The organism is Bradyrhizobium xenonodulans (assembly GCF_027594865.1).
Lineage (GTDB): Bacteria > Pseudomonadota > Alphaproteobacteria > Rhizobiales > Xanthobacteraceae > Bradyrhizobium > Bradyrhizobium xenonodulans.
Genome location: NZ_CP089391.1, coordinates 5,403,813 through 5,430,812, shown reverse-complemented (window position 1 = coordinate 5,430,812; position 27,000 = coordinate 5,403,813). Strand labels below are relative to the sequence as shown.

At 64.9% G+C, this 27,000-nt stretch carries 16 protein-coding genes; 6 read left to right on the top strand and 10 right to left on the bottom strand.

What is annotated here, in order from left to right; all coding sequences use genetic code 11:
- Positions 1–18: 18 nt before the first annotated feature.
- Together I3J27_RS25880 and I3J27_RS25875 are read right to left on the bottom strand one after the other, a co-directional pair.
- The gene (locus I3J27_RS25880; RefSeq protein WP_270161718.1) at positions 19–2,271 is read right to left on the bottom strand and encodes an N-acetylneuraminate synthase family protein; all 2,253 of its coding nucleotides are present in this window, start codon (positions 2,269–2,271) and stop codon (positions 19–21) included.
- Positions 2,268–2,957: an acylneuraminate cytidylyltransferase family protein gene (locus I3J27_RS25875; RefSeq protein WP_270161717.1), complete on the bottom strand. Its 690-nt coding sequence runs from the start codon at positions 2,955–2,957 to the stop codon at positions 2,268–2,270. The genes I3J27_RS25880 and I3J27_RS25875 overlap by 4 nt, the downstream gene beginning before the upstream one ends.
- Positions 2,958–3,313: 356 nt before the next feature.
- Between I3J27_RS25875 and I3J27_RS25870 the strand changes: the two genes are divergently transcribed.
- Together I3J27_RS25870 and I3J27_RS25865 are read left to right on the top strand one after the other, a co-directional pair.
- Complete coding sequence (locus I3J27_RS25870) at positions 3,314–5,401, top strand: hypothetical protein (protein WP_270161716.1); 2,088 nt, start codon at positions 3,314–3,316, stop codon at positions 5,399–5,401.
- A 39-nt stretch (positions 5,402–5,440) separates the two neighbouring features.
- The gene (locus tag I3J27_RS25865; protein WP_270161715.1) at positions 5,441–7,078 is read left to right on the top strand and encodes a carbamoyltransferase family protein; all 1,638 of its coding nucleotides are present in this window, start codon (positions 5,441–5,443) and stop codon (positions 7,076–7,078) included.
- 916 nt (positions 7,079–7,994) lie between these two features.
- On the opposite strand, the gene I3J27_RS25860 is transcribed toward I3J27_RS25865, so the two are convergent.
- Positions 7,995–9,218, bottom strand: a complete 1,224-nt coding sequence (locus I3J27_RS25860) for a phenylacetate--CoA ligase family protein (RefSeq protein ID WP_270161714.1) — start codon at positions 9,216–9,218, stop codon at positions 7,995–7,997.
- 86 nt (positions 9,219–9,304) lie between these two features.
- Here I3J27_RS25860 and I3J27_RS25855 point away from each other — a divergent pair, with 86 nt between their 5' ends.
- Positions 9,305–10,447 (top strand): AGE family epimerase/isomerase, encoded by a 1,143-nt coding sequence (locus I3J27_RS25855; protein WP_270161713.1) that lies wholly within the window; start codon positions 9,305–9,307, stop codon positions 10,445–10,447.
- Here I3J27_RS25855 and I3J27_RS25850 read toward each other — a convergent pair.
- From I3J27_RS25850 to I3J27_RS25825, 6 genes are all read right to left on the bottom strand, one after another.
- Complete coding sequence (locus I3J27_RS25850; RefSeq protein WP_270161712.1) at positions 10,444–11,283, bottom strand: ABC transporter ATP-binding protein; 840 nt, start codon at positions 11,281–11,283, stop codon at positions 10,444–10,446. The genes I3J27_RS25855 and I3J27_RS25850 overlap by 4 nt on opposite strands.
- A 162-nt stretch (positions 11,284–11,445) precedes the next feature.
- Positions 11,446–12,729 (bottom strand): ABC transporter substrate-binding protein, encoded by a 1,284-nt coding sequence (locus I3J27_RS25845; protein WP_270161711.1) that lies wholly within the window; start codon positions 12,727–12,729, stop codon positions 11,446–11,448.
- A 46-nt stretch (positions 12,730–12,775) separates the two neighbouring features.
- Positions 12,776–13,849: a branched-chain amino acid ABC transporter permease gene (locus I3J27_RS25840; RefSeq protein WP_270161710.1), complete on the bottom strand. Its 1,074-nt coding sequence runs from the start codon at positions 13,847–13,849 to the stop codon at positions 12,776–12,778.
- Between the two features lie 3 nt (positions 13,850–13,852).
- The gene (locus I3J27_RS25835; RefSeq protein WP_270161709.1) at positions 13,853–14,746 is read right to left on the bottom strand and encodes a branched-chain amino acid ABC transporter permease; all 894 of its coding nucleotides are present in this window, start codon (positions 14,744–14,746) and stop codon (positions 13,853–13,855) included.
- Between the two features lie 220 nt (positions 14,747–14,966).
- Complete coding sequence (locus I3J27_RS25830; protein WP_270161708.1) at positions 14,967–16,898, bottom strand: long-chain fatty acid--CoA ligase; 1,932 nt, start codon at positions 16,896–16,898, stop codon at positions 14,967–14,969.
- Positions 16,895–17,716, bottom strand: coding sequence for an ABC transporter ATP-binding protein (locus I3J27_RS25825; RefSeq protein ID WP_270161707.1), 822 nt, complete (start codon positions 17,714–17,716; stop codon positions 16,895–16,897). Before I3J27_RS25825 ends, I3J27_RS25830 begins: the two co-directional genes overlap by 4 nt.
- 335 nt (positions 17,717–18,051) lie before the next feature.
- Here I3J27_RS25825 and I3J27_RS25820 point away from each other — a divergent pair, with 335 nt between their 5' ends.
- Entirely contained in the window at positions 18,052–18,726 is a 675-nt protein-coding gene (locus I3J27_RS25820; RefSeq protein WP_270161706.1) for a Crp/Fnr family transcriptional regulator, read from the top strand.
- On the opposite strand, the gene I3J27_RS25815 is transcribed toward I3J27_RS25820, so the two are convergent.
- Entirely contained in the window at positions 18,723–19,985 is a 1,263-nt protein-coding gene (locus tag I3J27_RS25815) for an MFS transporter (RefSeq protein WP_270161705.1), read from the bottom strand. The genes I3J27_RS25820 and I3J27_RS25815 overlap by 4 nt on opposite strands.
- A gap of 269 nt (positions 19,986–20,254) precedes the next feature.
- Here I3J27_RS25815 and I3J27_RS25810 point away from each other — a divergent pair, with 269 nt between their 5' ends.
- Both I3J27_RS25810 and I3J27_RS25805 read left to right on the top strand, forming a co-directional pair.
- Positions 20,255–23,488: a CHAT domain-containing tetratricopeptide repeat protein gene (locus tag I3J27_RS25810; protein WP_270161704.1), complete on the top strand. Its 3,234-nt coding sequence runs from the start codon at positions 20,255–20,257 to the stop codon at positions 23,486–23,488.
- A gap of 200 nt (positions 23,489–23,688) precedes the next feature.
- The gene (locus I3J27_RS25805) at positions 23,689–26,997 is read left to right on the top strand and encodes an adenylate/guanylate cyclase domain-containing protein (protein ID WP_270161703.1); all 3,309 of its coding nucleotides are present in this window, start codon (positions 23,689–23,691) and stop codon (positions 26,995–26,997) included.
- Positions 26,998–27,000 lie beyond the last annotated feature (3 nt).

Here is a 27,000-nt window from a genome sequence, read left to right as displayed (position 1 = left end):
ACTTTTCCGGATCATGCTCTAGCGGTCCTCGAAGCTCGACAATCGCTGCAGCGCGATGCGAAATCCTTCGCCGTCGTTCTCGTGTCCCTGCCAGATTTCCGGGATGAACGAGGCTTGCGGCGCCTGCCGGTTCAGCACCCGGAACACGTTGCCGAAGTCGATCTCGCCTTCGCCGATCTGGAGGCCCTCGCCGTCGACGCCGCGGGCGTCGCCCATGTGAACATGAGCGACCAGCGAGCCGATCGCCTCCATGAACTCGTCGAACGACCAGCGATTCTCGGTGCAGGCGAGCTGGGAATGCGAGGTGTCGAAGCAGATGCGCAACCCGAGCTCGCGGCAGCTGCGCACGATGTCGTCGCTGGAGACGAACAGATTGTGATAGCGCTGGCCGCCGAAATGCCAGGGATAGGGCGGCATGGTCTGCGGCCAGAGCTCGACCGCGGGATCGGCGAGCTCACGGACGCTGGCACGCAAATGGGCTTCGCGAACCGCCCGCTCTTCCGCAGTCAGGAAGCGTGTGGACGAGAAGCCGCCGACGTTGCAGATGATGCCGACCGGGCCGTCGTTGCGAAAACGCTGCGCCAGCGCCTTGGTCTTGGCGATGACGCGCTTCATCTCCGCGATCGAGCGCGTGCGATAGTCGTCGTCCGGTATCGTCAGGTCGAGCACGTGGTCGCCCTCGAACAGCTCCGGCGCATGCACGATCAGGCCACACGGATAGCTGTCGGCAAGGAAGTCGGAATCGTTGATGCCGAGGTCGCGATAGCTGAGATGAAACTCGACGAAGTCCGGGTTGATCGTCGCGATCAGCTTGTCGGCGTCGCGATGGCGCACCGGAACGCCCCAGGGGCGGCGGAAATTGATCTGTCCGCCGGCCGTGAGCTCGCCGAGATCCGAGATGTCGGATGGATAGAGCGGCGTCTGGGCCGGGATCGCGCGCGGCGCCTTCCGTCCGACCACCTCGTCGATGCGATTCGGTGACAGCCCCTGGCCCGGGCTGCGGATCTCGATCATCTCCCGCGTGATCGTCGCACCGGCTGCGATGACGTCGATGGCGAAGATCGATTTGCCGAGGCTGATGCGGTTGGCCTTCTCGCCCTGGCTGAGGATGCGGGGCAGGGCGCTGCCGAGGGAGTCCTCGACCTGGCGCACGCCTTCGACCAGGCGCTTGAATTCGTGCGGCAGCAGGCTGACCTTGTGGTCGTTGCCTTCCTGGTCGCGCGCCAGCGTGAAATGCTTCTCGACCAGGCGTCCGCCCATCGCCACGGCCGCAACCGACACGAAGACGTCGCGCTCGTGCCCGGAATATCCGACGACGCTCTCGCAGAGCTCCTGGAGGCGCAGCATGTATTTCAGATTGATGTCGCGGAACGGCGCCGGATAGGTCGAGTTGCAGTGGAGCATGACGTACTCCGCGCCCGAGGTCTGGAGCAGCTTCACCGTCTCGCGAATCTCGTCCTCGGTCGACATGCCGGTGGAGCAGATGATCGGGATTCGCTGGTCGACGATGTGCTGGAGCAGCTCGTGATTGGTGAGGTCGGCGGACGCGGTCTTGATCGCCTTCAATCCGTAAGCGCGGCATTTGTCCGCGCTGTTGACGTCGAAGGCGGTGCAGAGCGGCTCCATTCCGAGCGAGGCCGAATAGTCGAAGCAGCGATAGAGGTCCTCGTCGCTGAGCTGAAAGCGGTCGAGCAGGTCGAGCACGTATTCGGTGCCGAGGTCCTCGCTCTGTCCCTTCGCCCGCTTGCCGTAGAGGCCGGACATGTCGCGCATCTGGAATTTGGCGGCATCGGCGCCGGCCTCCGCCGCCGCCTTGATCAGGGCGAAGGCGGCGTCCAGGCTGCCATTGTGGTTGTTGCCGATCTCCGCGATCAGGAAGGTCGGATTCTCTTCCGCGATGGTGCGGCCGCCGATCCTGATGCCCTCGCCGGGATGACGCTGGCGGGCGACGCCGACGACGTGCCGCTCGGCGTCGACCAGCGGCACGTAGAGCACATCGCGCAGCAGGCGGTTGGCGGTCTCACGGTCGCCGGCGACGGCGCTGCGGACGCGCCGGTTGCAGAGGTCGCCGACCGCGGCCTGCACGCCCGAGGCGGCGCCTGCGCCGATCCAGCGGATGATGTCGCCGTTCGAGAGACTGCCGAGCAGCCGGCCGCTGCCGTCGACGCAGAACACGATCTCGCGCCGGTTCGCCGCGACTTTGCTCGCCGCCTCCTGGATGGAGGCGTCCTCGTGCACCAGATAGCTCTGGAGGTCTCTGTCGATGATCATCCTGCGATGTTCCTGCGGAACGTGGCTTCGAGCGCTTCCCAGTCGGACAGCTCGTCGAGTTCTATGCTCGTGCTCTCATCCATTTCGTAGACGGCGATCTTGCCGTGAAGGCGCGCGCTGCCGCCGCGCAGCCGCTCCACGGTCGAAATGTAGAATGCGCCGTTCTCCATCAGGGTGCCGTTCCATTGCTGACGCAGCGGTCGTCTCGACGGATCGTAGTTGATCGGCGTACCGTCGTCATTCCAGAAGAACCGCCGCGTCCTGACGCAAGTGACGAGCGAATCGGCGCCGCTGGCGAGGAGATGGGAGATGGCGCTCGCCACGTCGCGGCGGGTCGTCTGCGGGCTCGTCGCCTGCGCGGTGATCAAATATTTTTCCGTGATGTCGCAGGACGCGGTCAGGTCGTAGATCGCCTCTTCGGTGGTGGAGTTGTCGGCCGCCAGATGCGTGGGGCGGGGGTGGATGAGGATCCGGGCGTCGACGGACCTCACCACCGCGGCGATTTCCTCGCTGTCGGTCGACACGAAGACCCGCGAGATCAAGTCGCAGTCGAGTAGCGCCCTCAGCGTCCACGCGCAGAGCGGCTGGCCGCAAAACGGCTTGATGTTCTTGCCGGGGATGGACTTCGACCCCCCGCGCAGCGGAACCAGTGCCGCAATGCTCTGCTTGCCAGGCGAGGCGTTCATCGAATCAACGTTCATCCATGTCAGGCGGAGATCGCCGGGGAGAGCAGGTGGTGATCTCGGCGAATGCTCACACGGGCTTTCTGCCGATGCTGCGTCTGCCCCCGTTGGCGGGTCGAAAAACCGAAGGTATTTCCAGCCCTTATGTCCGCGACGAGCTGCTCGGTCAACCTCGTCCGGGAGTTGCTAGATACGGCACGGGGCAACATCATGCAAGGTTTCCGGCGGTGGCGGACGCCGGCCTTGCGTGCTAGCGGCAGGCCGCCGCTGGACCGTCATGGGGCGATATGGGAGTACTTCGTCCCCGGGGGCCCCCGGGTTGCGGAACCCTAGATTTCCTCACCCTGGGACGGGCGTGCGTGCAAGCAGCTGAAGATCTCCTCAATCCCTGGTTCCCGTCATTCGCAGCGGCGCGCCAACGCCCGGGTGCTGATTCGCCGGGGCCGTTCCAGTTCGTCACGGTCTTCGCCCTGACGATGTCGGCGGTGTCGGCCATGACCTGTGCGATCGTCCGCGGGCCTCTGGGCGGGCCGCACTGGCTTGTCTTCGCCAAGGCCTTTCTGTTGTTCGGCGCGGTCGTGTCTGCCGTGACCCTGATGCGCGCTGTCGCGGAGCGGCGCGGCGGATCTTATGCAGGCGTCTTGATGGCGGGATTGGCGACGCTGTTTCTGCCCTGCCTCGCCTTGCTGCTCGGGCGGGCCGCTGACCTCGTCATCGATCCGGTCCTGCTCGTGCTTCTTGCCTTTGGCATCCGGCAGAACGCCTTGGCGGCACGCGCGATGACGTCGCGCCAGAAGCTGCCGGCGGTGAGCCTCGGGGGCCTGGCCGGCCTTGGCTATTTCATGCTGATCAACTCCCGCGGCCTCGCCACCGTGCTGTCGCCGGAGCAGGCGATCGTTGGCGTCGAGAACCTCGATACGTTGTTTCATGCTGCGATCGCCAACATGCTGGTGAAGCAGGGGGCGCTCAGCACAGGCATCGATGGTCTCGTGCCGATCGCCTATCACTTCCTGTCGCACATCTGGCTCGGCTGCCTCGGATTGTGGCTCGGCGCCGGCACGTTCAACGCCTATTACATCGGCGCGCAAATCGTCGCCGTGCCCCTGCTGTTCTTCAGCCTTTTTTGGGCAGTCTACTTGCTGAGGCCGCAGGGCGAGCGGCTCCGCTCCGGTGCACTTGTCGTGCTTGCACCGCTGTTGCTGCTGTCCTTGACGGAGATGTGGAACGTATCGTCCTACCTGATCTCCGAATCCTACTTCCTTGCGATCATCATCTTTCTGCTGAGCGTGCCGCTGCTCGCGGAAATCTCGAGAACCTCGAGCCGCCGCAGACTCTGCGTTCAGGCCGCGAGCGTTGCCGCCGCGGGATTGCTGATGGAGGCGTCGAAAGTGTCGGTGGGCGTCGTGTTCCTGCCTGCTGCCGGATACTTGCTGCTCCGCCAGATCGGCCTGAGGCCGATGACGCTGTGGGTCTCCGCAGCCGCGGCTGTTGTGCTGGCTGCGGTGGGAGCGTGGGTCATCGTCAGGGCGATGGGTGGACGCCTGGAGATGATCGATCCGTTCAGCATCATGAACGAATATCCCGAGGCGGGCTGGCCGATGCTCGTCTCGAACATCGTGTTGCTGTGTGTCGCCGTCGCGGTGTGGATCGCTGGACAGCGCGCCGACCGTCTCTGCGCCGAGTCGTTTGCAATCATGGCGTTCGCGGCCAGCACGCCGAGCCTGCTGCTGGCGATCACCGGCGGCTCGGCCTACTACTTCATCCACGTCGGGGCGCTCGCCGCGGTCGTCTTCGTCGTCGCCTATGCCGGCCCCTGGCTTGAGGGCAAGGTGCCGAACCTGTTCAGGCCGGAGCTCCTCGTTGCCGCCCTCGTGCTCGCGACGCTCGATACGCCCCAGAAAATCAGAAGTCCCATCGTCGTCGGCGAGGCGTTGGCAGATCTCGCGCATCGCACGAGCGGTTATTTCGGGAGCGCCACCGATGTGGGGGGATCGACGCGGCGTCGCCTCGACACGCTTCTGTTCCCGGTCAGCGGGACACGCCGCGCGTTCGCAGCCGACGTGGCTCGCTTGCCGCGTGCACAGTCGATCAAGACGCTGCTCGACGCCGGACTTGCCGAAACCCCGCGCAGCGCCGTATTCATTCCGCCGGAAAACGTGCCGTTCTGGTCGCACCTCCGGGATTGCCGCACTGGCTCGCTGTTCATTCCTGCGCTGCTCGGCGCGCCGATGATCAGAGGACTCAGTCCAATAGCACCCGAGTGCCGCAACGAGCCCAATTACGGCTTTCCCTCCTACGGGCCCGACTCTGTGTCCCAGCCAACGACGGACGAGGAGCTGTGTAGCCGCGCAACTCGGTGGGGGTTGCGTACGGTGTTCGTCCTTGCGACGCCAACCGAGGCGCGCACGATCGATTGCGGCGCAGGCGCTACGCCAATTCACAAATGACTGCGGTTCCTATAGAACGCGCCCCAGAGGTATGAACGCATGTATGTGATCGGAATCAGTTCGGGGATCAAGCACGGCCATCATGATGGCGCGGCGGTGCTGTTGCGTGACGGGGAGCTGATCGCGGCGGCCGAGGAGGAGCGTTTCACGCTGGCCAAGCACGCGCGCGGCGAGCTGCCGCGCGGGGCGATCGGCTTCTGCCTGAAGCAGGCCGGCATCACCATGCGCGACGTCGACTGGATCTGCTCGCCGTTGAAGACCTACACCAACTACACGCAGCGCCTGACCGAATACTTCAAATATCAGTTCGGCCACAGCCCGAAGATCGAGCTCTACGACCACCATCTCTGTCACGCCGCAAGCTCGTTCTACGGCTCCGGATTTTCCGAGGCGACGGTGGCCTGCTTCGACTTCTCGGGCGATTCCAGCGCCGGCCTCGTCGCCCATGCGCGCGGCAACGACTTCCGCGTGCTGACGCGGTTCGGCCGCCACAACAGCCTCGGTCTCTACTACGGGATGCTGACCCAGTATCTCGGCTATCAGATGACCAATGACGAATACAAAGTCATGGGCCTGTCGTCTTATGGCAGTCCCGAATATCTCGACAAATTCGCCAAGCTGCTGCGCCCGGCGGGCATCAATTACGAGCTCGATCCCGAACTCGACAAGCGCAGGCGTGACGCCGATGTCTTCACCAGCGATTTCTCCACGCGCCAGGAGCGCATCTTCACCGAGAAGATGGAGGAGATCCTTGGCCCGCGGCGGCTGCGCGGCGCGCCGCTCGACCAGCGGATGACGAACATCGCCGCCAGCGGCCAGAAGCAACTCGAGATCGTCACCACCGAGGTGATCCGCTCCGCCATCGCCGAGACGGGCTGCGGCGACGTCTGCATTGCCGGCGGCGTCGGGCTGAACTGCAAGATGAACATGGAGATCGCGGCCGAGCCGTCCGTGAAGCGTCTCTACGTTCCGCCGGTACCGCACGATGCGGGCGTGGCGCTCGGCGCTGCGATGATGAAGTGCGCGGAGGCGGGCCATAGGATCGCGCCGCTGACCCATGCTTATTGGGGACCGGAATATTCCAACGACATGATCAAGGAGACGCTGGACAAGATCGGCGCGCGGTTCGAACTGCTCGACGATCCGGTCTCGCGCTGCGTCACCGACCTGACGGAGCAGAAGACGGTCGGCTGGTTCCAGGGGCGCATGGAATACGGTCCGCGCGCGCTCGGCAACCGCTCGATCTTGGCCGATCCGCGCCATGCGAACATGAAGGACCGCATCAACCTCACGATCAAATATCGCGAGGAGTTCCGACCGTTCTGCCCCTCGGTGCTGTACGAGCGCCAGGCCGAGTATTTCGAGGATACGTTCGACGCGCCGTTCATGGTGGTGACATTTCCGGTCAATCAGAAGGTCGCCGAGACAATGCCGGCGGTGGTCCATGTCGACAATACCGCGCGTATCCAGAGCGTCCATGCCGACAGCAATCCGCTCTACAGCCGCCTGATCGGCGAATTCGCGAAAGCGAGTTCGCTGCCGGTCCTGATCAACACCAGTCTCAACATCAACGAGCAGCCGACCGTCAATGCGCCGCTGGAAGCGCTGCACACCTATTTCTGCTCGGGACTCGATGTGCTCTATCTCGGGCCTTATCGACTGTCCAAACTGCGCTAGGGCATGATCCGGACCCGAAGGGCTGCGTTAGCGCAAAGTGCGAAGCGGTTTTCGAAAAGATCATGCTCAAACAACAACCCAAAGCGCGATGACGATTCATCGTAATCTCATCGCGCTCTAGATATTCCACTGAGCCGGCATCAACGGCAGTCGAGCATGCCGAGGGCCGTCTGGGCGCCTTCAAACAAAGGCCCTGGCGCCGACGCAGCGAGTGACATCTCGCACTCCGCTTCCCCGGACTCCGGCGCGGGGAAACGGGAAACTCAGCGGCTCCATTTAGCGGGCATAAGTGCCTGGCACACGCCTTCCATTCGGATAGCAGCGTTCATCCGAGTAATTGAAGTCGTAACCGTGAGGACAAGCGCCATACCTGTGGGGTCGGTCATAGCCATATGGCGGGTCGCCCCGATTGTAGACGCCGGGAGCGTGCATCGTGTTTGGATAGCAGCGTCCGTTCGAGAAATTGAAATCGTATCCATCCGGGCATGCGCCGCCTCTCCCAGGAAACTGTATGTGGTGGATCTGAGGCTCCTGCGCCTGCGCAGCAGCGCACGCCGTGGCGCCGATTGTCGCCAGCACCAACGTTATCGCACGAATGAACATGGCTTCTCCCACGGATCGGGTTGTAGCAGGAAGTGTTGTAGCAGGAAGTATTGTAGTTCAAGTGGAACGAGAGCTGAACGGTGCATTCACCGAAAATTCACCTGAGAGGATGATCGGTCCCGCAAGAAACTTGCCAGCACGAAGTGTGCGGCGTCTCCCCTGCCCAGGCGGATCCTGCGCTCCAATCGCCCCCGGAATGGCGCCAAGACTGCCGCTCATTTGGCGTGCATATGGCTCTTGCTCTCGACCTCCTCAGAGGAAGGACGCGGGCGTTTGCCCATCAAAGCGAAATTTCCATTCGGACAACCGAACCTCATCGTTCGTCCGCAATCACCTTGCCGTCGTTCGGCAGCGCGCCCGGGTTCACCAGCTCGACATTGCCGCCGAGTTTCGTCACCGCGCGCAAGGTGCCGGCGATCTCCTCGCGCAAGCTGTCGCTCGCGCCCGCTATTTCGGCCTTCAGCGTCATCGCGTCGGTCTCGCCCTGGCGCGTGACGACGAGGCGCAGGCGGCCGAGCGCGGCATGGCGCTTGCCGATCTCGGCCACCTGCTCGGGGCGGACGAACATGCCCTTGACCTTGGTGGTCTGGTCGGCGCGGCCCATCCAGCCCTTGATGCGCATGTTGGTGCGGCCGCATTTGCTCGGGCCGGGCAGTGCTGCGGTGAGGTCGCCGAGCGCTAGGCGAATCCAGGGATGATGCGGGTCGAGCGACGTCACCACGATCTCGCCGACATCCCCCGGCGCGACGGGATCGCCGGTGCCGGGTTTGACGATCTCCATGATCAGATCCTCGTTCACGACCATGCCCTCGCGTGCCTCCGTCTCGAAGGCGATGAGGCCGAGATCGGCGGTGCCGAAGGCCTGGTAGGCGTCGATGCCGCGCGCCTTGATCTCGGCCTGGAGCGAGGGCGGGAAGGCGGCCCCCGAGACCAGCGCGCGCTTGATCGACGAGACGTCGCGGCCTGAGCTTGCCGCGGCATCGAGCAGAATCTTCAAAAAGTCCGGCGTGCCACTGTAGCCCACCGGACGGTAGGCCTCGATCAGCTCGAACTGCTGCTCGGTATTGCCGGGGCCGGCCGGGATCACCGCACAGCCGAGCGCGCGCGCCGAGGCGTCGAAGATGAAGCCGCCGGGGGTGAGGTGGTAGCTGAACGTGTTGAGCACGATATCGTCGGGCCGGAACCCCGCCGCGAACAGCGCCCGTGCGCCGCGCCAGGGATCGGCGTGCCGGCCCTCCGGCTCGAAAATGGGCCCCGGGGAGGTGAAGAGGCGTGCGAACGAGCCGGGGGCTGCCGCCACGAAGCCTCCGAAGGGCGCTGAGGCCTTGTGCAGGACAGGCAGTTCCGACTTGCGCAGCACCGGCAGGCCCGCCAGCGCCGCCCTGGAGGTCACGGCGGCCGGATCGACGCCCTTCAGCCGCTCGGCATAGGCGGGCGCGGCCATCGCGCTGCGCAGCACCTCCGGCAGGCGGGCGAACAGCTCGGCCTCGCGCGCGGCCTGTTCGCGCGTCTCGCGGGCATCGTAATGGGCGGTCATGGCGGGTCTTTCCGGGTTGGCATCCGTTGCGCGCCGCCGCCGGCATGGCTATCAAACGGCCATGGGTAAGGCTTGAAGAGGACGCGATGGCGGACGAGGGAATCATGGCGGCGGACGACGTCGTTGCACGCCTGAAGCGCCGCATGATCGACGAGGCGTTGCCGCTGTGGTCGACCGTCGGCTGGGACCACGCCGCAGGCGGGTTCATCGACCGGCTGCACCATGACGGCACGGCGGATGCAGCCGCGCCGCGGCGGGTGTTCGTGCAGGCTCGTCAGATCTGGTGCTACGCCAAGGCGGCGCAGATGGGATGGTATCCGGACGGGCGCGCCATCGCGCTGAAGGGGCTGGAGCATCTGCTGGGACGCGCGAAGGCGCCCGACGGCAAGCCCGGCTACGTGCACCGGCTGACGCCGGAGGGAGCGGTGCTGGACGGCCGGCGCGATGCCTATGACCACGCCTTCATCCTGTTTGCGCTCGCGACCGTCTACGCGCTCGACCAGGACGCGCAAATCCGCGCCGAGATCGGCGCGCTGCTGGCCTTCCTCGACGGCCATCTGCGCTCGCCGCATGGCGGCGTGCACGAGAGCCTGCCGGTCTCGCTGCCGCGGCGGCAGAATCCGCATATGCATCTGTTCGAGGCGATGATCGCGTGCTTCGACGCGACCCACGATCTGTCGTTCCAGAATCGCGCCGGCGAGTTCTTCGCGCTGTTCCTCGCCAATCTCTACGACAAGCAGAAGCGGATATTGACGGAGTATTTCGAGGAGGACTGGTCGAAGATCGAGCCGGTCAGCGTCGAGCCTGGCCACCAGGCGGAGTGGGTTTGGCTCTTGAAGGGATTCGAGCGCATCACGGGATGCCCGACCGGGCAGCGCCGTGCCGAGCTGCTGGCGACGGCGCTGCGCTATCGCGACGAGGCGACCGGCTGCCTCGTCGACGAGGGCGATGCCAGTGGCGGCATCCGTCGCAGCACGCGACGGCTGTGGCCGCAGACCGAGATGGCGAAGGCGTGGATCGCGCAGGCCGAATCCGGCGAGGTCGGTGCGGCGGACGAGGCGCGCGCGGCGCTGGCGCGGCTCGAACGGCATTACCTCAGCCATCCCGTCAAGGGTGGCTGGTACGACCAGTTTGATCGCGACGGCAAATCGCTGGTCGACACCATTCCTGCGTCGTCGTTCTATCATGTTCTCTGTGCAGTCACGGAAGCGGAGCAGGTGCTGGATTAGAGCCAGCGCTTGCGCCGCTTGAAGCTCTTGAGGTTCTTGAAACTCTTGCGCTGGTCGCCGGCACCGCCGAGGTAGAATTCCTTGACGTCCTCGTTGTCGCGGAGCTCGTCCGCGGTGCCGTCGAGCACGACCTTGCCCTGCTCCATGATGTAGCCGTGGCTCGCGACCGACAGCGCAGCGCGCGCGTTCTGCTCGACCAAGAGGATGGTGACGCCGAGATCGCGGTTGATCTTCTGGATGATGGAGAACACCTCTTTCACCAGCAGCGGCGACAGGCCCATCGACGGCTCGTCCATCAGGATCATCTTCGGGCGCGCCATCAGCGCGCGGCCGATCGCGAGCATCTGCTGCTCGCCACCGGAGAGATAGCCGGCAAGGCCGGTGCGCTCCTTCAGGCGCGGGAAATAGTTGAAGACCATGTCGAGATCGGCATCGACCTCGCGGTCCCTGCGGGTGAAGGCGCCGAGCTTGAGGTTCTCCAGCGACGTCATGTCGGCGACGATGCGCCGTCCCTCCATCACCTGGAAGATGCCGCGGCGGACGATTTTGTCGGGATCGATGCCGTTGATCCGCTCGCCCTCGAACAGGATCTCGCCGCGCGTGACCTCGCCGTCCTCGGTCTTGAGCAGCCCCGAGATCGCTTTCAGCGTCGTCGACTTGCCGGCGCCGTTGGCACCCAGCAGCGCCACGATCGCGCCCTTGGGCACGTCGAGGCTGAGGCCGCGCAGCACCAGGATGACGTCGTCATAGACGACCTCGATGTTGCGCACGGCGAGGAGGGCAGGCGCCGGCACCGCGGCAGGAGTGGGGTGGGTCGCTTCAATCGTTTGGGACATGCGTCTTCAATCTCCGCTGTCGTCACCCGCGCAGGCGGGTGACCCAGTATTCCAGAGACGCCTGACGTTCCCCGAGAGGGCGCGGCGTACTGGATCCCCCGCTCCAGTGCGCACTGCGCACAAGGCGGGGGATGACAGTTGCGTGCGAGGGAATAGTGAGGTTCACCACCCCAGCAGTTCCGGCTTGCGCGGCAGCTCGATGGTCTTGACCTTCTCGAGCTTGATCGCGCCCTTGGCCATGAGGTCATTGAGCTCGCCGTCGGTCGCGCCCGCGATCTTGGTGCGATAGAGGTCGACCTTCAGCGTGCCGCGGTGGTCCTTGTCGGTCCAGGTCGAGGGATTGCAGACGCCTTCCATTCCCGCCGGCACCCAGTCCTTCTTCTGGTAGAAGCCCTTGGCGACGTTATCGCCGGTGGCGCCGCCGTTCTTGGCAGCCCAGTCAAGCGCCTCCTTCATGTAGAGCGCCGAGCAGACGGCCGCGACGTAGTGCACCGGGCGATAGACCTTGCCGGTGGGGTCGGACATCTTCGAGATCTCCATCACCGTCTTCATGCCGGGCGCGTCGCCGCCCCAGCTCACTGCGGTGCGCAAGGGGAAGATCACGCCGTTGGCGGCATCCCCTGCCGTCTTGGCGGCGTTTTCGTCCATGCCCCATACATTGCCGAGGAACTGCACCTCGACGCCCGCAGTCTTGCAGGCCTTCATCACCGAGATGTTGGAGGCGGCGGTGTTGCCGAGATAGGCGTAGTTGGCGCCGGTGGACTTCAGGCTCAGGCACTGCGCGCTGTAGTCACCCGGCGTCAGCGCGAACACCAGCGGCGGCAGCACTTCGAAGCCGAGCTCCTGCGCCATGGCTTCGCCGGCGGCCTTCGGCGCGTTCGGATAGGGATGGTTGGCGCCCATGTGGACGAATTTCGGCTTGCCGGGCTTGCCCTTGGCCTTCCAGTCTTCAGCCGCCCACATCAGCATCGCGCGCAGCGAGTCCGAATAGCTTGGGCCATAGAAGAAATTGTAGGGCGCGGGTTTGGCCTTGCCGCTGACGCCTTCGGGATCGGTGAGGGCAGCAGCATAGGAGCCGGAGAGGTCGGGGATCTTGTCCTGGGCAAGGAAGCCGGTCAGCGCCTCGGTGTCTGCGGTACCCCAGCCCATGATCGCGGCGACCTTGCTGTCCGGCGCCGACCACTTCTTGTAGAGCGCGATCGCGCGCGGCACCTGGTAGCCGTAGTCGTTGGTGTCGACATTGAGCTGCTTGCCGCCGACGCCGCCGTTTTTGTTGACCCACGCAAAGGTGTCGGCGACGGCCTGGCCGTAGGGCGTGCCGACGTCGGAGGTGCCCCCGGAATAATCGGCGAGATGGCCGATCGCGATCTGCGCCTGTGCGCTTGCAGAAAAGGCTGCGATGGCAAGAGCGAGCGACGCGGTGCTCAAAAGGGATTTTGTCTTCATGGGTTGCCTCCTCCTGTTTTATTCGTTGGTAGTGAATTTACCGCGCTCAGTGCGAGAACGGGTAGAGTTTCCAGTACGCCTTGATCTGCCGCCAGCGATGGGCGAGGCCGTCAGGCTCGAACATCAGGAACGCGATGATGATCACCCCGATCGCGATCTCGCGCAGAAAGGTAATATTGGTATTGAGCGACAGCGCCTTGTCGATGGCGCCGCCCTTCAAATAGTGGCTGATGAACTCCATCGCCTCGGGCAACAGCACCACGAAAGCCGTGCCCATCAGCGTGCCCATGATCGAGCCGGTGCCGCCGATGATGATCATGGCGAGGAACAGGATCGAGCGCTCGATGCCGAAACCCTCCTGCGAGACCACGAGCTGGTAATGCGCATAGAGCGCGCCGGCGATGCCGGCGAAGAACGCGGCAAGGCCGAACGACAGCGTACGGTATTTGGTGAGGTTGATGCCCATGATCTCGGCGGAGAGATAATGGTCGCGGATCGCCACCAGCGCGCGGCCATCGCGCGTGCGCATCAGATTGGTGACGAGGATGTAGCTTGCGAGCACATAGGCCAGCACGACGTAGAAATACTGCTTGTCGCCGCGCAGCGTGAAGCCGAAGATCGAAAACGGGTTTGCACTCGCCGGCACCGAGCCGCCGGTGAACCACTCGGCGCGGGAGAAGAAGTCGAGCAGGATGTATTGCGCGGCGAGGGTCGCGATGACGAGATACAGCCCCTTCAGCCGCGCCGCCGGAATGCCGAAGATCAGCCCGACCAGCGCGGTGACCACGCCGGCGAGTGGAATCGCGAAGAACACCGGGATCGGCGCGTTGTTGGAGATGTAGGCCGAGGTGAAGGCGCCGAGCAGGAAGAAGGCGGCGTGACCGATCGAGATCTGGCCGGTGAAGCCGACCAGGATGTTCAGCCCCAGTGCCGCGATCGAGAAGATGCCGATCTGGATCAGGATGCTGAGCCAGTAGCCGCTGAAGAACTGCGGCGCGAGGCACAGCAGCAGCGCGCCCGCGATCGCGAAGTTGCGGCTGGTCGAGGTCGGGAAGATCGTGGTGTCCGCGGCATAGGAGGTGCGGAAATCACCAGCGGGGATGAGGGCAGGGCCGGCCATGAATCAGATCCGCTCGATGTCGTGGGTGCCGAACAGGCCGTAGGGCTTGATCATCAGCACGATGATGAGGACGTAGAACGGCGCGATCTCGTAGAGATTGCCCCAGTGCAGATACTCGCTGTCGACATATTGCGCGACATTCTCGAGCAGCCCGATGATGATGCCGCCGAGCACGGCGCCGCCGACGGAATCGAGCCCACCGAGGATCGCCGCCGGGAACACCTTGATGCCGTAGGCGGCAAGGCCCGAGGATACGCCGTTGACCACGGCGACCACGACGCCCGCGACCGCGGACACCGTGGCCGAGATCGCCCAGGCCATCGCGAACACGCTTTTCACGGAGATGCCGAGCGACTGCGCCACCTGCTGATTGAACGCAGTGGCGCGCATCGCGAGGCCGTATTTCGAAGCGCGGAAGAACCAGGCCATGCCGATCATCATCGCGACCGAGACCACGAGGCTCATGACATAGACGGTCTGGACCTGAAGCCCGAGCAGGCTGACTGACTGGCTCTCGAACACGCGCGGGAACGGCTGCGGATTGACGCCGAACATCCATTTCAGCGTCGCCTGGAGCACCGTGGAGAGGCCGATCGTTACCATGATTACGGAGATGATGGGCTCGCCGATCATGGGCCGCAGGATCAGGACCTGGACCGCGATGCCGAACACGAACATGAACACCAGCGTCATCGGCATGCCGATCCAGAACGGCACTTGGTATTTCGCGAGCAGCGCCCAGCACACCCAGGCGCCGACCAGCAGCAACTCGCCTTGCGCAAAATTGACGACCTGCGTCGCCTTGTAGATCAGCACGAACGACATCGCGACCACGCCGTAGAGCGTGCCGACCACGAGGCCGTTGACCAGGAGCTGGATGAGAAAGGCGGTGTTCATGCAGTGGTGCTCGCTGACAAATCCGGCGTGCTCTTTCCCTCTCCCCTTGTGGGAGAGGGTGGCTTCGCGAAGCGAAGACGGGTGAGGGGTTGCTTCGGCAGTGACGGTGCGGAGAGAGGACCCCTCACCCGAGTGAGGGCGTGGCTGGTGGCGGAGATGCCCTCTCCCACAAGGGGAGAGGGCACATCGGCCGGCATCGCGCTCTCGGTTCGAAGCAAACTCATTCCGCCGCCTCCGCCATATGCCCGTGCCCCCCGAGATCCACCACGCGCAGCGTGGTGCGCACTCTTTGCGTGGTGCCGTCCTGGAAGCGGATCACGGTGTCGACGGGGATGTCGGCATCGCCGCGATAGATGGCGTCGATGATGCCTTCGTATTTCTCGTTGATGACGCCGCGGCGAACCTTGCGCGTGCGGGTGAGCTCGCCGTCGTCGGCGTCGAGCTCCTTGTACAGCAGCAGGAAGCGCGAGATGCGCTGGGCCGGGGGCAAGGTGGCGTTGACGGTCTCGACCTCTTTCTGGAGCAGCGCATAGACTTCGGGCCGCGAGGCGAGGTCGCTGTAGGTCGTGAAGGAGAAGCGATTCTTCTCCGCCCATTTCGAGATGATGGAGTAGCGGATGCAGATCATCGCCGCGAGCGCGTCGCGGCCGGCTCCCAGCACCACGGCTTCGGCGATATAGGGCGAGAATTTCAGCTTGTTCTCGATGAATTGCGGCGAGAAGCGTTCGCCGCGCGAGGTCTCGGCGAGATCCTTGATGCGGTCGATGACGACGAGCTGGCGGTTCGCGTTGAAATAGCCGGCATCGCCCGACAGCATCCAGCCATCCCTGATGTCGGCAACACTCGCCTCGGGGTTCTTGTAATAGCCGAGGAACATGTTGGGGTGCCGCACCACGATCTCGCCGACGCCATGGACGTCGGCATTGTCGATGCGGATCTCGACGCTGTCGGCCATCGGCACGCCGGTCGTGTCAGGATCGACCTTGCCTTCGGGATGCAGCGTGTAAGCGCCCAGCAGTTCGGTCTGGCCATAGAGCGTGCGCAGCGGCACGCCCATGGCCTGGAAGAACTTGAACGTCTCAGGCCCGAGCGCCGCGCCGCCGGTCGCAGCCGAGCGCAGGCGGGTGAAGCCGAGCCGGTCGCGCAGCGCGCGGAACAGGATGGCGTCGGCGAAGCCCGAACGTTTGCCCTCTGCGAGCGCCGACAGACCCGACTTCATGCCGAGATCGAACAGGCGCTGCTTGAACGGCGTTGCATCCATCACCTTGGCGCGGACGTCGGCGGCGATGGATTCCCAGACGCGCGGGGCAAAGAGGACGAACGTCGGCGCGATCTCGCGCAAATCGTTCATCATCGTATCAGGTTCTTCGACGAAGTTGATCTTCATCCGGCACAGCAGGCCTTTGCCGAGCACATAGACCTGCTCCATGATCCAGGGCAGCGGCAGCACCGACACATATTCGTCGTCGGGACCCTTCGGATCGAAGGCGAGATAGGTCGCGCAATGGCCGAGCACGCGGCCGGCGGCGAGCATGGCGAGCTTCGGGTGCGAGGTCGTGCCCGAGGTGGTGCAGAGGATCGCGACATCCTCGCCCTTGGTGGCATCGACGAGCTTGTCGTAGAGATCCGGCTCGCGTGCGGCGCGGGCGCGGCCGAGCTCAGCGAACTTTTCCGCCGACATCAGGCGCGGGTCGTCATATTTCCGCATGCCGCGCGGATCGGAATAGATGATGTGCTTCAGCCTCGGCACGCGCTCGGCAAGCGTGAGCAGCTTGTCGACCTGTTCCTCATCCTCGGCGAAGACGAGCTGGGCCTCGCCATAGGTGAGGAGATAAGCGGCTTCCTCGTCGAGCACGTCGCGATAGAGCCCGAGACTCAAACCGCCGATGGCGTGGGTTGCGATCTCTGCAGCGACCCAGTCGGGCCGGTTGTCGCCGATGATGCCGATCACGTCGTTGCGGCCGAGGCCGAGCTCGACGAGGCCGAGCGCAAAGTCACGTACGCGGGCGTGGTAATCATTCCAGGTGAAGATGCGCCAGAGGCCGAGATCCTTCTCGCGCAGCGCGATCTCGTTGCCGTGCTCCCTGGCGTTGAGCCGGAGCATCTTTGGATAGGTATCGGCCTGCGCGACGCGTCCTGCGTAGTCCATCATGCCGCGCTCTCCTGCGCCGGCGGAGCATCGTCGGGATCGACCAGCACCTCGTCTTCTTCACCAAGGTAGGCGCGCCTGACGTGGGGGTCGGCGAGCACCGCGGCCGGGTCGCCCTCGGCGATCTTGCGGCCGAAATCCAGCACCATGACGCGATGGGAGATGTCCATCACCACGCCCATGTCGTGCTCGATCATCACCACCGTCATCCCGAACTCCTCGTTGAGGTCGACGATGTAGCGGGCCATGTCCTCCTTCTCCTCGAAATTCATGCCGGCCATCGGCTCGTCGAGGAGGATGAGGCGCGGCTCCAGCGCCATGGCGCGGGCAAGCTCCACGCGCTTGCGCAGGCCATACGGGAGGGTACCGGCGGTGGCCTTGCGGACCGACTGGAGGTCGAGGAAGTCGATGATCTCTTCCACCTTGCGGCGATGGGCGAGCTCTTCCTTGCGGGCACCTGTGAGCCAGTACAGTGAGCCCGTTAGGAAATTGTTCTTCAGAAGGTGATGACGGCCGACCATGATGTTGTCGAGCACGCTCATATGGTGGAACAGCGCCAGGTTCTGGAAGGTGCGGCCGATGCCGAGCGTGGGACGCGCATTCGGCGTCAGGCCGGTAATGTCGCGGCCCTGGTAGAACAGCTGGCCTTCGGTCGGCTTGTAGCGGCCGGAAATACAGTTCACGATCGAGGTCTTGCCGGCGCCGTTGGGGCCGATGATCGAGAACAGCTCGCCCGTATTGATGGCGAAGCTGACGTCGGTCAGCGCGCGCACGCCGCCGAATCGCAAGGACACGCCGCGCACTTCGAGACTGGTAGCCACCAAACAAATCCCTCCCGGTGATGGCGCATTCAGCAGCGCTCTTCGTCGGTTTCTGCCGGCCGATCCTAGTACGGCCGTGCCGGTGAGGCCATGCAGCACATGGTCTCGACCGGAGCCGCACCGCTCTCGTTCCCGTTTGGGATCAAAAGCCGCATCGCCCGAGGTGGTCCTCAATAGGGGAAAGCGCTATTTTGAAATGTCTCCGGCCTGACAATTCTGCGACAAAGTTTTCGGGTGGGCAGCGACCTCCATCTTTCGTCGGATAGTGGTCGAGTGAATATGCTGCAATGCAGCAGAAGGTGGAGTAACGACACGGTGCGGCTGGCTTCGGGATCATGATTTCAGAGGATCAACTGAAGCGCGTCGCCGCCTGGTCACGCGAGCTCACGCAAGCGGAGATCGAGGTTGCTCGTGCCGGGATCACGGAGCGGTCCTACGGCACCGGCGAAACCGTGTTCATGCGCGGCGACACGTTCGACTATTGGGCCGGCATGGTCTTCGGGCTTGCCCGGATGGGCGGGGTCTCGCGCGACGGCAAGGAGACCAGCCTTGCCGGGCTCACGGCCGGGGCCTGGTTCGGCGAGGGCAGCGTGCTCAAGAACGAGCCGCGCCGCTACGACGTCGTCGCGCTGCGCAACAGCCGCGTCGCGCTGATGGAGCGCAGCGCCTTCATGTGGCTGTTCGAGAACAGTGTCGGCTTCAACCGCTTCCTGGTCCGCCAGCTCAACGAGCGGCTCGGCCAGTTCATCGGCATGCTCGAGGTCAACCGTACGCTGGATGCCACCGCGCGCCTCGCGCGCAGCATCGCCTCGCTGTTCAATCCGATCCTCTATCCGGAATCGACCGCGCATCTGGAGATCACCCAGGAGGAGATCGGCGCGCTCTCCGGCATGTCCCGCCAGAACGCCAACCGCGCGCTGAACCGGCTGGAGAAGGAGGGGCTGCTGCGGCTGGAATATGGCGGCGTCACCATCCTCGATGTCGCGCGGCTGCGCGGCTACGGGGATTAGCGCGCGTTGGCGGGGGCGTGCGCCGGCCAGAGGTCGGCGCGCCAGTGGATCGCAATCGCCAGCATCGCGAGGAAGCCGGCGGCGGCGTAGAGCGAGCCCGTCGCGGAATAGCCGATGACGTCGATCAGGCTGCCGGCCGCGAGCAATCCGAGCGGCAGGCCGTAGATCACCATCATGCGGACGCCCATGACGCGGCCGCGCAAATGCGCGCTCGCCGTGCGCATCAGGATCACCGCGGCCGAGATCATCGACATGCTCTGGGCGATGCCGGCGAGCACGAGGCAGGCCATCGCCACCGGCATGGTCCTGATCTCGACGAACACCAGCAGCATCGCATACCACGCCAGCGTCGCGCCGATCAGAAGCCGGGCAATGCGCACTCCGCCGACGAGGCTGAGCGTGATGGAGCCGGTCAGCGAGCCGATTGCGAAGCTCGCCGAGAGATAACCGAGGCCGGTCTGGTCGGTCTGAAAGATCTCGCGCGCGATGTAGGGCAATAGTCCGCCGGTAAAGGGAAATGCGGTGAGATTGGCCAGGAAGGCGACGCACAGCGCCGCGCTCATTCCCGGGCCGTTCCAGGCGTAGACGATGCCTTCCTTCAGATCGCCCAGCAATCGCGAGATGGCGTGGCTGTTGGCCGGAAGATCGCTCGTGATGATGGTCCTCTCCGGCCGGGTCAGGCAGAGCATGAGCAGTGCGGCCACGAAGTAAAGGCAGGCGATCGCCACATAGACGAAGCCAATGCCGAGCAGAGCAAACAGTCCGGCGCCCGTCAGCGCGCCGGCGATGCGCGCGCTGTCCTGGGTCGTGCGCGCGACGCTGATGGCACCCACCAACTGCTCGGCCGGCATGATCTCGGCAAGCAGCGCGCCGCGTACACCGAGATCCGACGGGCGAATCAGGCCCATGATCGCGACGATGATCATGACGCTCAGCGGCGTGAGGTGACCGCTCAGCGCGAGAACCATGATGGTCGACGACAGCACCGTATAGGCAAGGCGCATCACCACCAGGAGATCGCGATGGCCCATGCGGTCGCCGATCATGCCGAACACCGGCGCCACCAGTGTCCCGACGAACTGGAGCGATGCAAGCAATGTGAGCATCAGCACCGAGCCGGTCTCGACCAGGACGTACCAGCCGAGCACCAGCGTCTCGACCTCGAACGCCCAGGAGGTCAGCAGATCGGACGGCCACTGGAAACGATAATTGCGGATGCGGAACGGCGCGAGCGCCGAAGGCCGCGCGGCTGCGCTCACGACGCGATGACGCGTGTCACGGCGATTCCCTGCCCTTATTCTTGTTCTTTTCGTTCGTCAGCGTAGCGCGGGGAGTGTTCATGTCAATCGGAGCTGCCGCATGGCGTCATGCTCGAAGATACTGGACGGCTTGCCACGCGCCGGCGTCACCATTCCGCGCGTCCTCATTTCCCGTTGCCGCGGCCAAAATCCGATGGTGCGGTCACACAGTTTTCATTTTGCTGTGGCCCTAAGGGTCGGCCGGCTCGGGGGAGTGGAGCGATCGCAGCATGTGGGTACGTTGGCAAAAGCTCGCCGCGCGGCTTTTCGGTGCACTGTTTTTCATGAGCGTCGTCGTGTTGCCCTGCCGCGCCGGTCCGCAGGACATGGTGACCCTGATGCAGCGCATTACGTCGCTGGCGAAGGAGGGCCGTTATGGCGAGGCGGTGGGTCTTGCGCGAAAGCTCGTTAGCGAGGCCGAGAAGACCGCGGGGCGACAGTCGCCCCTGACCGCAACCACGCTGGTCGTGCTCGGCCAAGCGCTCCAGGCGCAAGGCGAATCGGCCGAAGCGGAGACCGTGCTGAGGCGGGCACTCGCGTTTCGCGAGAAGAGCCTCGGTCCCAATCATCCCGACGTCGCCGCGGTGCTCGCCACGCTCGGCCAGATCGAGCTGGGCCTGAACCGGTTGAGCGAGGCCGAGCAGGATATGTCGCGCGCCATCGCCATCGACGAGAGCGTATTGGGCCGCGATCATCTCACGACGGCGCTGGCTCGGATGCAGCTCGGCAATCTCCGTCACCGCCAGATGAGGGAGACGGAGGCGCTCGACCTGTTCAACCGCGCACTCGTCGTTTTCAGGAACTCTCCCGGACAGGCTGAGATCATGATTCCGGTGACCTTGAACAACATCGCGGAGGTCAACCGGGCGCAAGGCCGGCTGCAGCAGGCCGAGGCGAGCTTTGCCGAAGCGCTGGTGCTTCAGGAGAAGCAGCATGGTCCTGATAGCATCTATCTGACGGCGACGCTCAGCAATCTCGGCGAGCTCCGGCGTGCGCAGGGGCGGCTTCAGGAGGCCGAGCAACTGGCCCGCCGGACTCTGGCCATCAGGGAAAAGGCGCTGGGGCCCGATCATGCCGACGTCGCGGCGAGCCTCAACAATCTTGCCTTGGTGTTTTCGCGCGAGGGGCGGGACGCCGAGGCCGAGGGGCTGCTGACGCGCGCGCTCGCGATCCAGGAGAAGGCTTTCGGCGCGGCGCATCCGAACGTGGCGACGGCACTGAACAATCTTGCCGAAGCCTGGACGCGTCTGAACCGCAGCCAGGAAGCCGAACAGCTGTTCCGCAAATCGCTGGCCATACGCGAGAAAGCTCTCGGTCCGGCGCATCAGGACGTTGCGATCGCGCTCGACAATCTCGTGACGCTGATGGGTGACGGCGGTCGTTACGCCGAGGCCGAGCCGTTCGCGCGTCGCTCGCTGGCCATACGCGAGGCGGCGCTCGGCAGCTCTCACCCGCTGGTCGCGAACAGCCTCAACAATCTCGCCGTCGTTCTGGACAGCACCGGCCGGCAGCAGGAGAGCGAACCGCTGTTGAAACGCGCGCTGGATATCCGTCTCCGTACTCTCGGCGAGCAGCATCCGGATGTCGCTGGCAGCTTTGCGAACCTCGGCGCCCACTTTCTCGATCTGAAGGATTGGCAGCAAGCCCGCGATGCGTTCGCGCGCGCGGCGGCGATTCAGAACGGCCGCCGTGCCGCGGAGCTCGGCGAGGAGAGCCGAGGCGACCTGAAAGCTCATGAAGACACCAATCCATATCCGGGACTGATCGTTGCCGCCTACAATCTCGCCGCCAATGGCGGGCAGGCGGGCGCCTTGCGGTCGCAGGCGTTCGAGGCGGCGCAATGGATCGGTGACGAGCAGGCCGCGCGGGCGATCGCAGGGATGTCGGCCCGCATCGCTGATGGCCGCGGCGATCTGGCCGCCCGCGTCCGTGAGCGGCAGGATCTCGGCGAGCAGGCCGTCGCTACCGACAAGATGCTCGTCGCGGCGATCTCGCAAGCCGATGCGGCGCGCAACGCGGCATCGGAGCAGGCGCTTCGGGCCCGGGCCGCGGCCATCGCGGGGCAAATCCGGGAGTTGGATCGTACCATCGCTGCGCAGTTTCCGGACTATACGGCACTGGTCACCAAGGCGCCGGTGGCGATCGAGGATGTCCAGAAGCAGCTTCGACCCAATGAGGCAATGCTGCTGTTCACGACAACGGCGCGCGCCACCTTTGTCTGGACGGTGACACGTTCGGACGTGCGCTGGCATGCGGCAGATCTCGGCGAGAAGCAGCTCAACGAAGCGGTCAGCGCCCTGCGCTGCGGTCTCGATGCGGAGGCATGGCTGGACAAGGCATCCACATGTCCGCAGAAGCTCGGCCGAAAAACGCCGCTGGGCGCAGACGAGCCGTTGCCGTTCGATCAGGAGCGCGCCTTCGCACTCTACCAGGCGCTGCTCGGCCCGGTCGCGCGCGACATCGATGGCAAGGAGCTGATCCTGGTGCCGTCGGGTCCGTTGGCGACGCTGCCCTTCCAGGTCTTGCTGACGGACAAGCCCGTGGCGGGTGGAGACCTCACGAAGGCGCCCTGGCTCGTCAGGCGGTTTGCCACGACCGTCTTGCCCTCCGTGTCCAGCCTCAGGGCGCTGCGCCAGGTCGCGCGCAAGAGCATGGCGCCGAAACCGTTTCTCGGCGTCGGCAATCCCGTGCTCGACGGCGATGGCCGCAGCGAGCTCGCGCTGGCACGCGCCAAACTGGCGCGCCAGATCCAGAGCTGTGCCGCGATCCCGACCCAGGCGACCCAGGTCGCGCAAAGGAGCTTGCGCGCCGTGGATGCGCTGTCGGGCGGCACGGCCGATATCGCCCAGCTCCGGCGCCAGATGCCGCTGCCGGAAACCGCGCTCGAACTGTGCGCGGTGGCGGACACCTTCACGCCCGTCAAAGGCGACGTCGCCCTCGCGGGCGATGCCTCCGAGACGAAGATGAAGGCGCTCAGCCTGAGCGGTGATCTCGCGAAGTATCGCATCCTGCATTTCGCCACACATGGCGCGCTTGCGGGACAGGTGCGTGGCTCGATCGAGCCTGGGTTGATCCTCAGCCCGCCAACGGCGCCGACACTGACCGATGACGGCTATCTCTCGTCGTCGGAGATATCGGGCCTCAAGCTCGACGCAGACTGGGTGATCCTGTCGGCCTGCAACACCGCCGGCGGGCAGGCGGCCAATTCGGAGGCGTTCTCCGGTCTTGCGAGGGCCTTCTTCTATGCCGGTGCACGCGCGCTGCTGGTGTCGCACTGGGCGGTGAACTCCGACGCGGCGGTCGCCGTCACCACAGGTGCGATCGACGCCATGCGTGCGCATCCCGACGTCGGCCGCGCCGAGGCGCTGCGCCGTTCGATTTCGGCGCTGATCGCAAAGGGCACCGAGAGCGCGCGGCCAGGAACCTGGGCGCCGTTCGTGCTGGTGGGGACCGGCGCCCTGTAGTGGGTCAGCGCGATGCCGCGGGCTGATACCGGCCGGAGAAGGAGGGTTCTTTTTGCGGCTGGAGCACTGGGGGCCACTATCCTCGACATCGAAAGGCAGCTTGCTCTTCCAAAGCGGCGAGCCCATGCTTGCCAGGTTCCTGGACCTATCCGGCAGGTCCAGTAGATCGCGCCGTCGCGGCTTCCGCGAGGACTTGACCCATGAACTGCTCTTGCTGCGGTTCCGAGGTTCAGAGCGGCTTTGGCTTCTGCCCGAAGTGCGGCACGAAGCAGCCGAACGCGTGCCCCGGCTGCGGCTATGCATGCGCACCGGATTTTGCGTATTGCCCGAAATGCGGCGCCCTCGTCGGTGCAGCCCCGAAAGCCGGGGGACAGGTCCGGCAGACAGCGCCGATCAGGGCGTCGTCTCCGCCGCTGGCGCCGACGGACGACCCTCAACCGGCACTTCGACCGCAGCCGGACAAGATCGACAGCGAAGCCAACCGCCGCACCATCACCGTGCTGTTTGCCGATCTCAGCGGCTTCACCGCGATGAGCGAACGCCTCGACCCCGAGGTCATGCAGACGCTTCAGAACGAGTTGTTCGAGGAGCTGACGGCGGCCGTGCAAGGCTTTGGCGGCTTCGTAGACAAATTCATCGGCGATGCGCTGCTGGCGCTATTCGGCGCGCCGGCTGCGCACGAGGATGATCCCGAGCGTGCGGTTCGCGCTGCCCTCGACATGATCAAGCGGACGGAGCAGCTCAGCGCCCGTGCGAAGGTCTATGCCGGTGCGCCGCTGCTGCTCCACATTGGCATCAACACCGGACACGTGGTCGCGGGCGGACTGGGGGTGGGCGTTGCCAAATCCTACTCCGTGACCGGCGACACGGTGAATACCGCCCAGCGACTACAGTCGATGGCGGCTCCGGGCGAGGTGCTGGTCGGGCCGTTGACCCACCGTCTGACGCGGCATGCGTTCTCCTACGATTCGCTTGGCGAGGTTTCGCTCAAGGGCAAGATGGGCAGCGTACTGGTCCACCGTCTGAAGGAGCCGCTCGACACGCCCCGTGCGGCACGAGGCCTCGACACGCTAGGCCTCAATGCGCCGCTGATCGGGCGCGACGCCGAGCTTGCACGCATGATCGGCAGCCTTGATCTTGCGTGCGGCGGCGCGGCTCAACTGGTGCGGCTGGTCGGTGAAGCCGGCATCGGGAAAACACGTCTGGTCAGCGAATTCGTCGCCCGCATCCGCGACGAGGACCGCTTCGCAGGCGTGGCGGTCCGGCAGGCGGCCTGCTCGCCGCTCGGCGAACAATCCTACGGCACACTCGCCGCCGTGCTGCGCAGCGCCTATGGCATCGCGCAGAAGGCCGGCGCAGCAGAGGCGGAGGCGAGGGTTGCCGAAGCGCTTTCGGAGCTTGGCCTCGCGACTGACGAGGCCGACCGCCTGATGCCCCTCTATCTGCACGTACTCGGTCTCGGCGACCCCAACGCCGTGCTCAGGCATGTCGAGCCCGAACAGCTCCGCCGGCAGATATTCTTCGCGATTCGCACCGTCTTCGAACGCCGCCTGGCCCTGTCGCCGCTGCTGATCATCGTCGAGGATCTGCATTGGGCCGATGCGGTGTCTCTTGAAGCGTTGCGGTTCCTGATGGACCGACTGGAGCGGACGCGGCTGATGCTGCTGTTTACGCATCGGCCGATGCTGGAACTGGACCAGTTCGGTTCGAGCAGGATCAGTCAGGCAACCCTCCGGCTGCCCCCGCTTGGCGACGCTGACGGACAACGGCTTCTCGCGGCCTATTTCAGTCACGGTTGGCGCGAACCGCCGGGACGTCTGTTCGGTCGAATCCTCGATCGCGCTGGCGGCAATCCGCTTTTCCTCGAGGAGATCATACGCGGTCTCATCGAAGCCGGTGCCCTGGAGCGCGACGGCGCGCAGTGGCGGATGAAATCGGATGAAGCCGCCGCCGATATTCCGGCAAGCATTCAGGCGTTGCTGCTGGCGCGCCTCGACCGGTTGCCGCATCAGGTGCGCCGCCTGGCACAGGAGGCCGCGGTGATCGGCCCACGTTTTGATGCGGCGGCTCTCGGTGCGGCGGCAACCGAACCGGCAAGGGTTGAAACAGGGCTCGAACTTCTGTGCGACGCGGAGATCATCGAGGAGATCGCCGGCTCGAACTCGATTTCGCTGCGGGCCTACCGCTTCACGCAAACCATGCTTCAGGACGTGATCTATCAAAATCTGCTTCTGCAGCGCAGGATCGAGCTTCATGGACGGATTGGGGCCGCGCTGGAGCGGCTCTACGGCAACGAGCCCGAGCGCCTCGAAGATCTCATACTGCTCGGACATCACTTCAGTCTGAGCGCGAGCAAGCCGAAAGGCGCGCGCTATCTGCGCGCGGCCGGCGATCGCGCGCGCGCGACCTATGCCAATGAGGATGCCATCCGTCTCTACCAACAGGCCCTCGCGGTGCTGGCGACCGGCGGCGAACGGGAGCCTGAACGTCTGGTCCTGTACGAGCGGATTGCGGACCTCTGCGGTGCGGCTGGCCGCCGGAACACGGCCGAGGAGCACTATCAGAGCGCGTTGGAGGGACACCGCGCCATAGGGGACCGGATCGGCGAAGCGCGAATTCTTCGCAAGCTTGGCCGATTGCTGTGGGACGCCGGCAAGCGGATCAAGGCGGAGACGCATTACGCCGAGGCGGCCAAACTGCTCGGAGGGGCCGACGCCCCTATCGAGTGGGCTCATCTCCTGCAGGAGCGCGGCCGTCTCGCGTTTCGCACCGGCGATCACGTGGCCGCCGCGAGTTGGGCCGACGAGGCGCTCGGCTATGCCCGGTCCGTGCCGGTCGACGTGGACAAGCAGGCCGGGCTGGAGGCGGCGCGCGCCATTGCGGAGGCTCTCAATACCAAGGGGGTCGCACTGGCGCGGCTTGGACGATATCAGGAGGCGATACGCGAGGTGGAGCAAAGTGTCGCAGCCGCCGAAGCCGCCGGCCTCCTCAACGTGGTGTGTCGTGGCTACACCAACCTTGGCGTGCTCTACACGATCGTCGATCCGGCGCGAGCCATCGAGGTTTGCCGGCGCGGACTCGATGTCGCGCACCGTATTGGCGATCTCGGCTTCCAGGCGCGTCTTCTTGCCAATTTTGCCGTTGCCTGTTGCACCTTCACGGACCGATGTACCGACGAGGGAGTGCCGGCCGCCGAAAAGGCGATCGAGATCGATCGTGCACTCGATCAGCGCGAGCATTTATCGGTGCCTTTGATCGTGCTCGGGCAGATCCATCAATGCCATTTCCGCCCCGATCTGGCCGCCCGCTGCTACAATGAGGCAATCGAGGTGGCGAACGAGTCCGGTGAACCGCAGCAGCTCTTTCCATGCTATGATGGTCTCGCGACACTGAGCCTTGATCGAGGCGACATGCCCGAGGCCGATCGATATTTCGCGCTGGCCCAGGATGTCTGCGCCCGCCACGGGCTCGATCCCGCAGGGCTGATCGTACTGCCGTTTCTTGACTAGGTC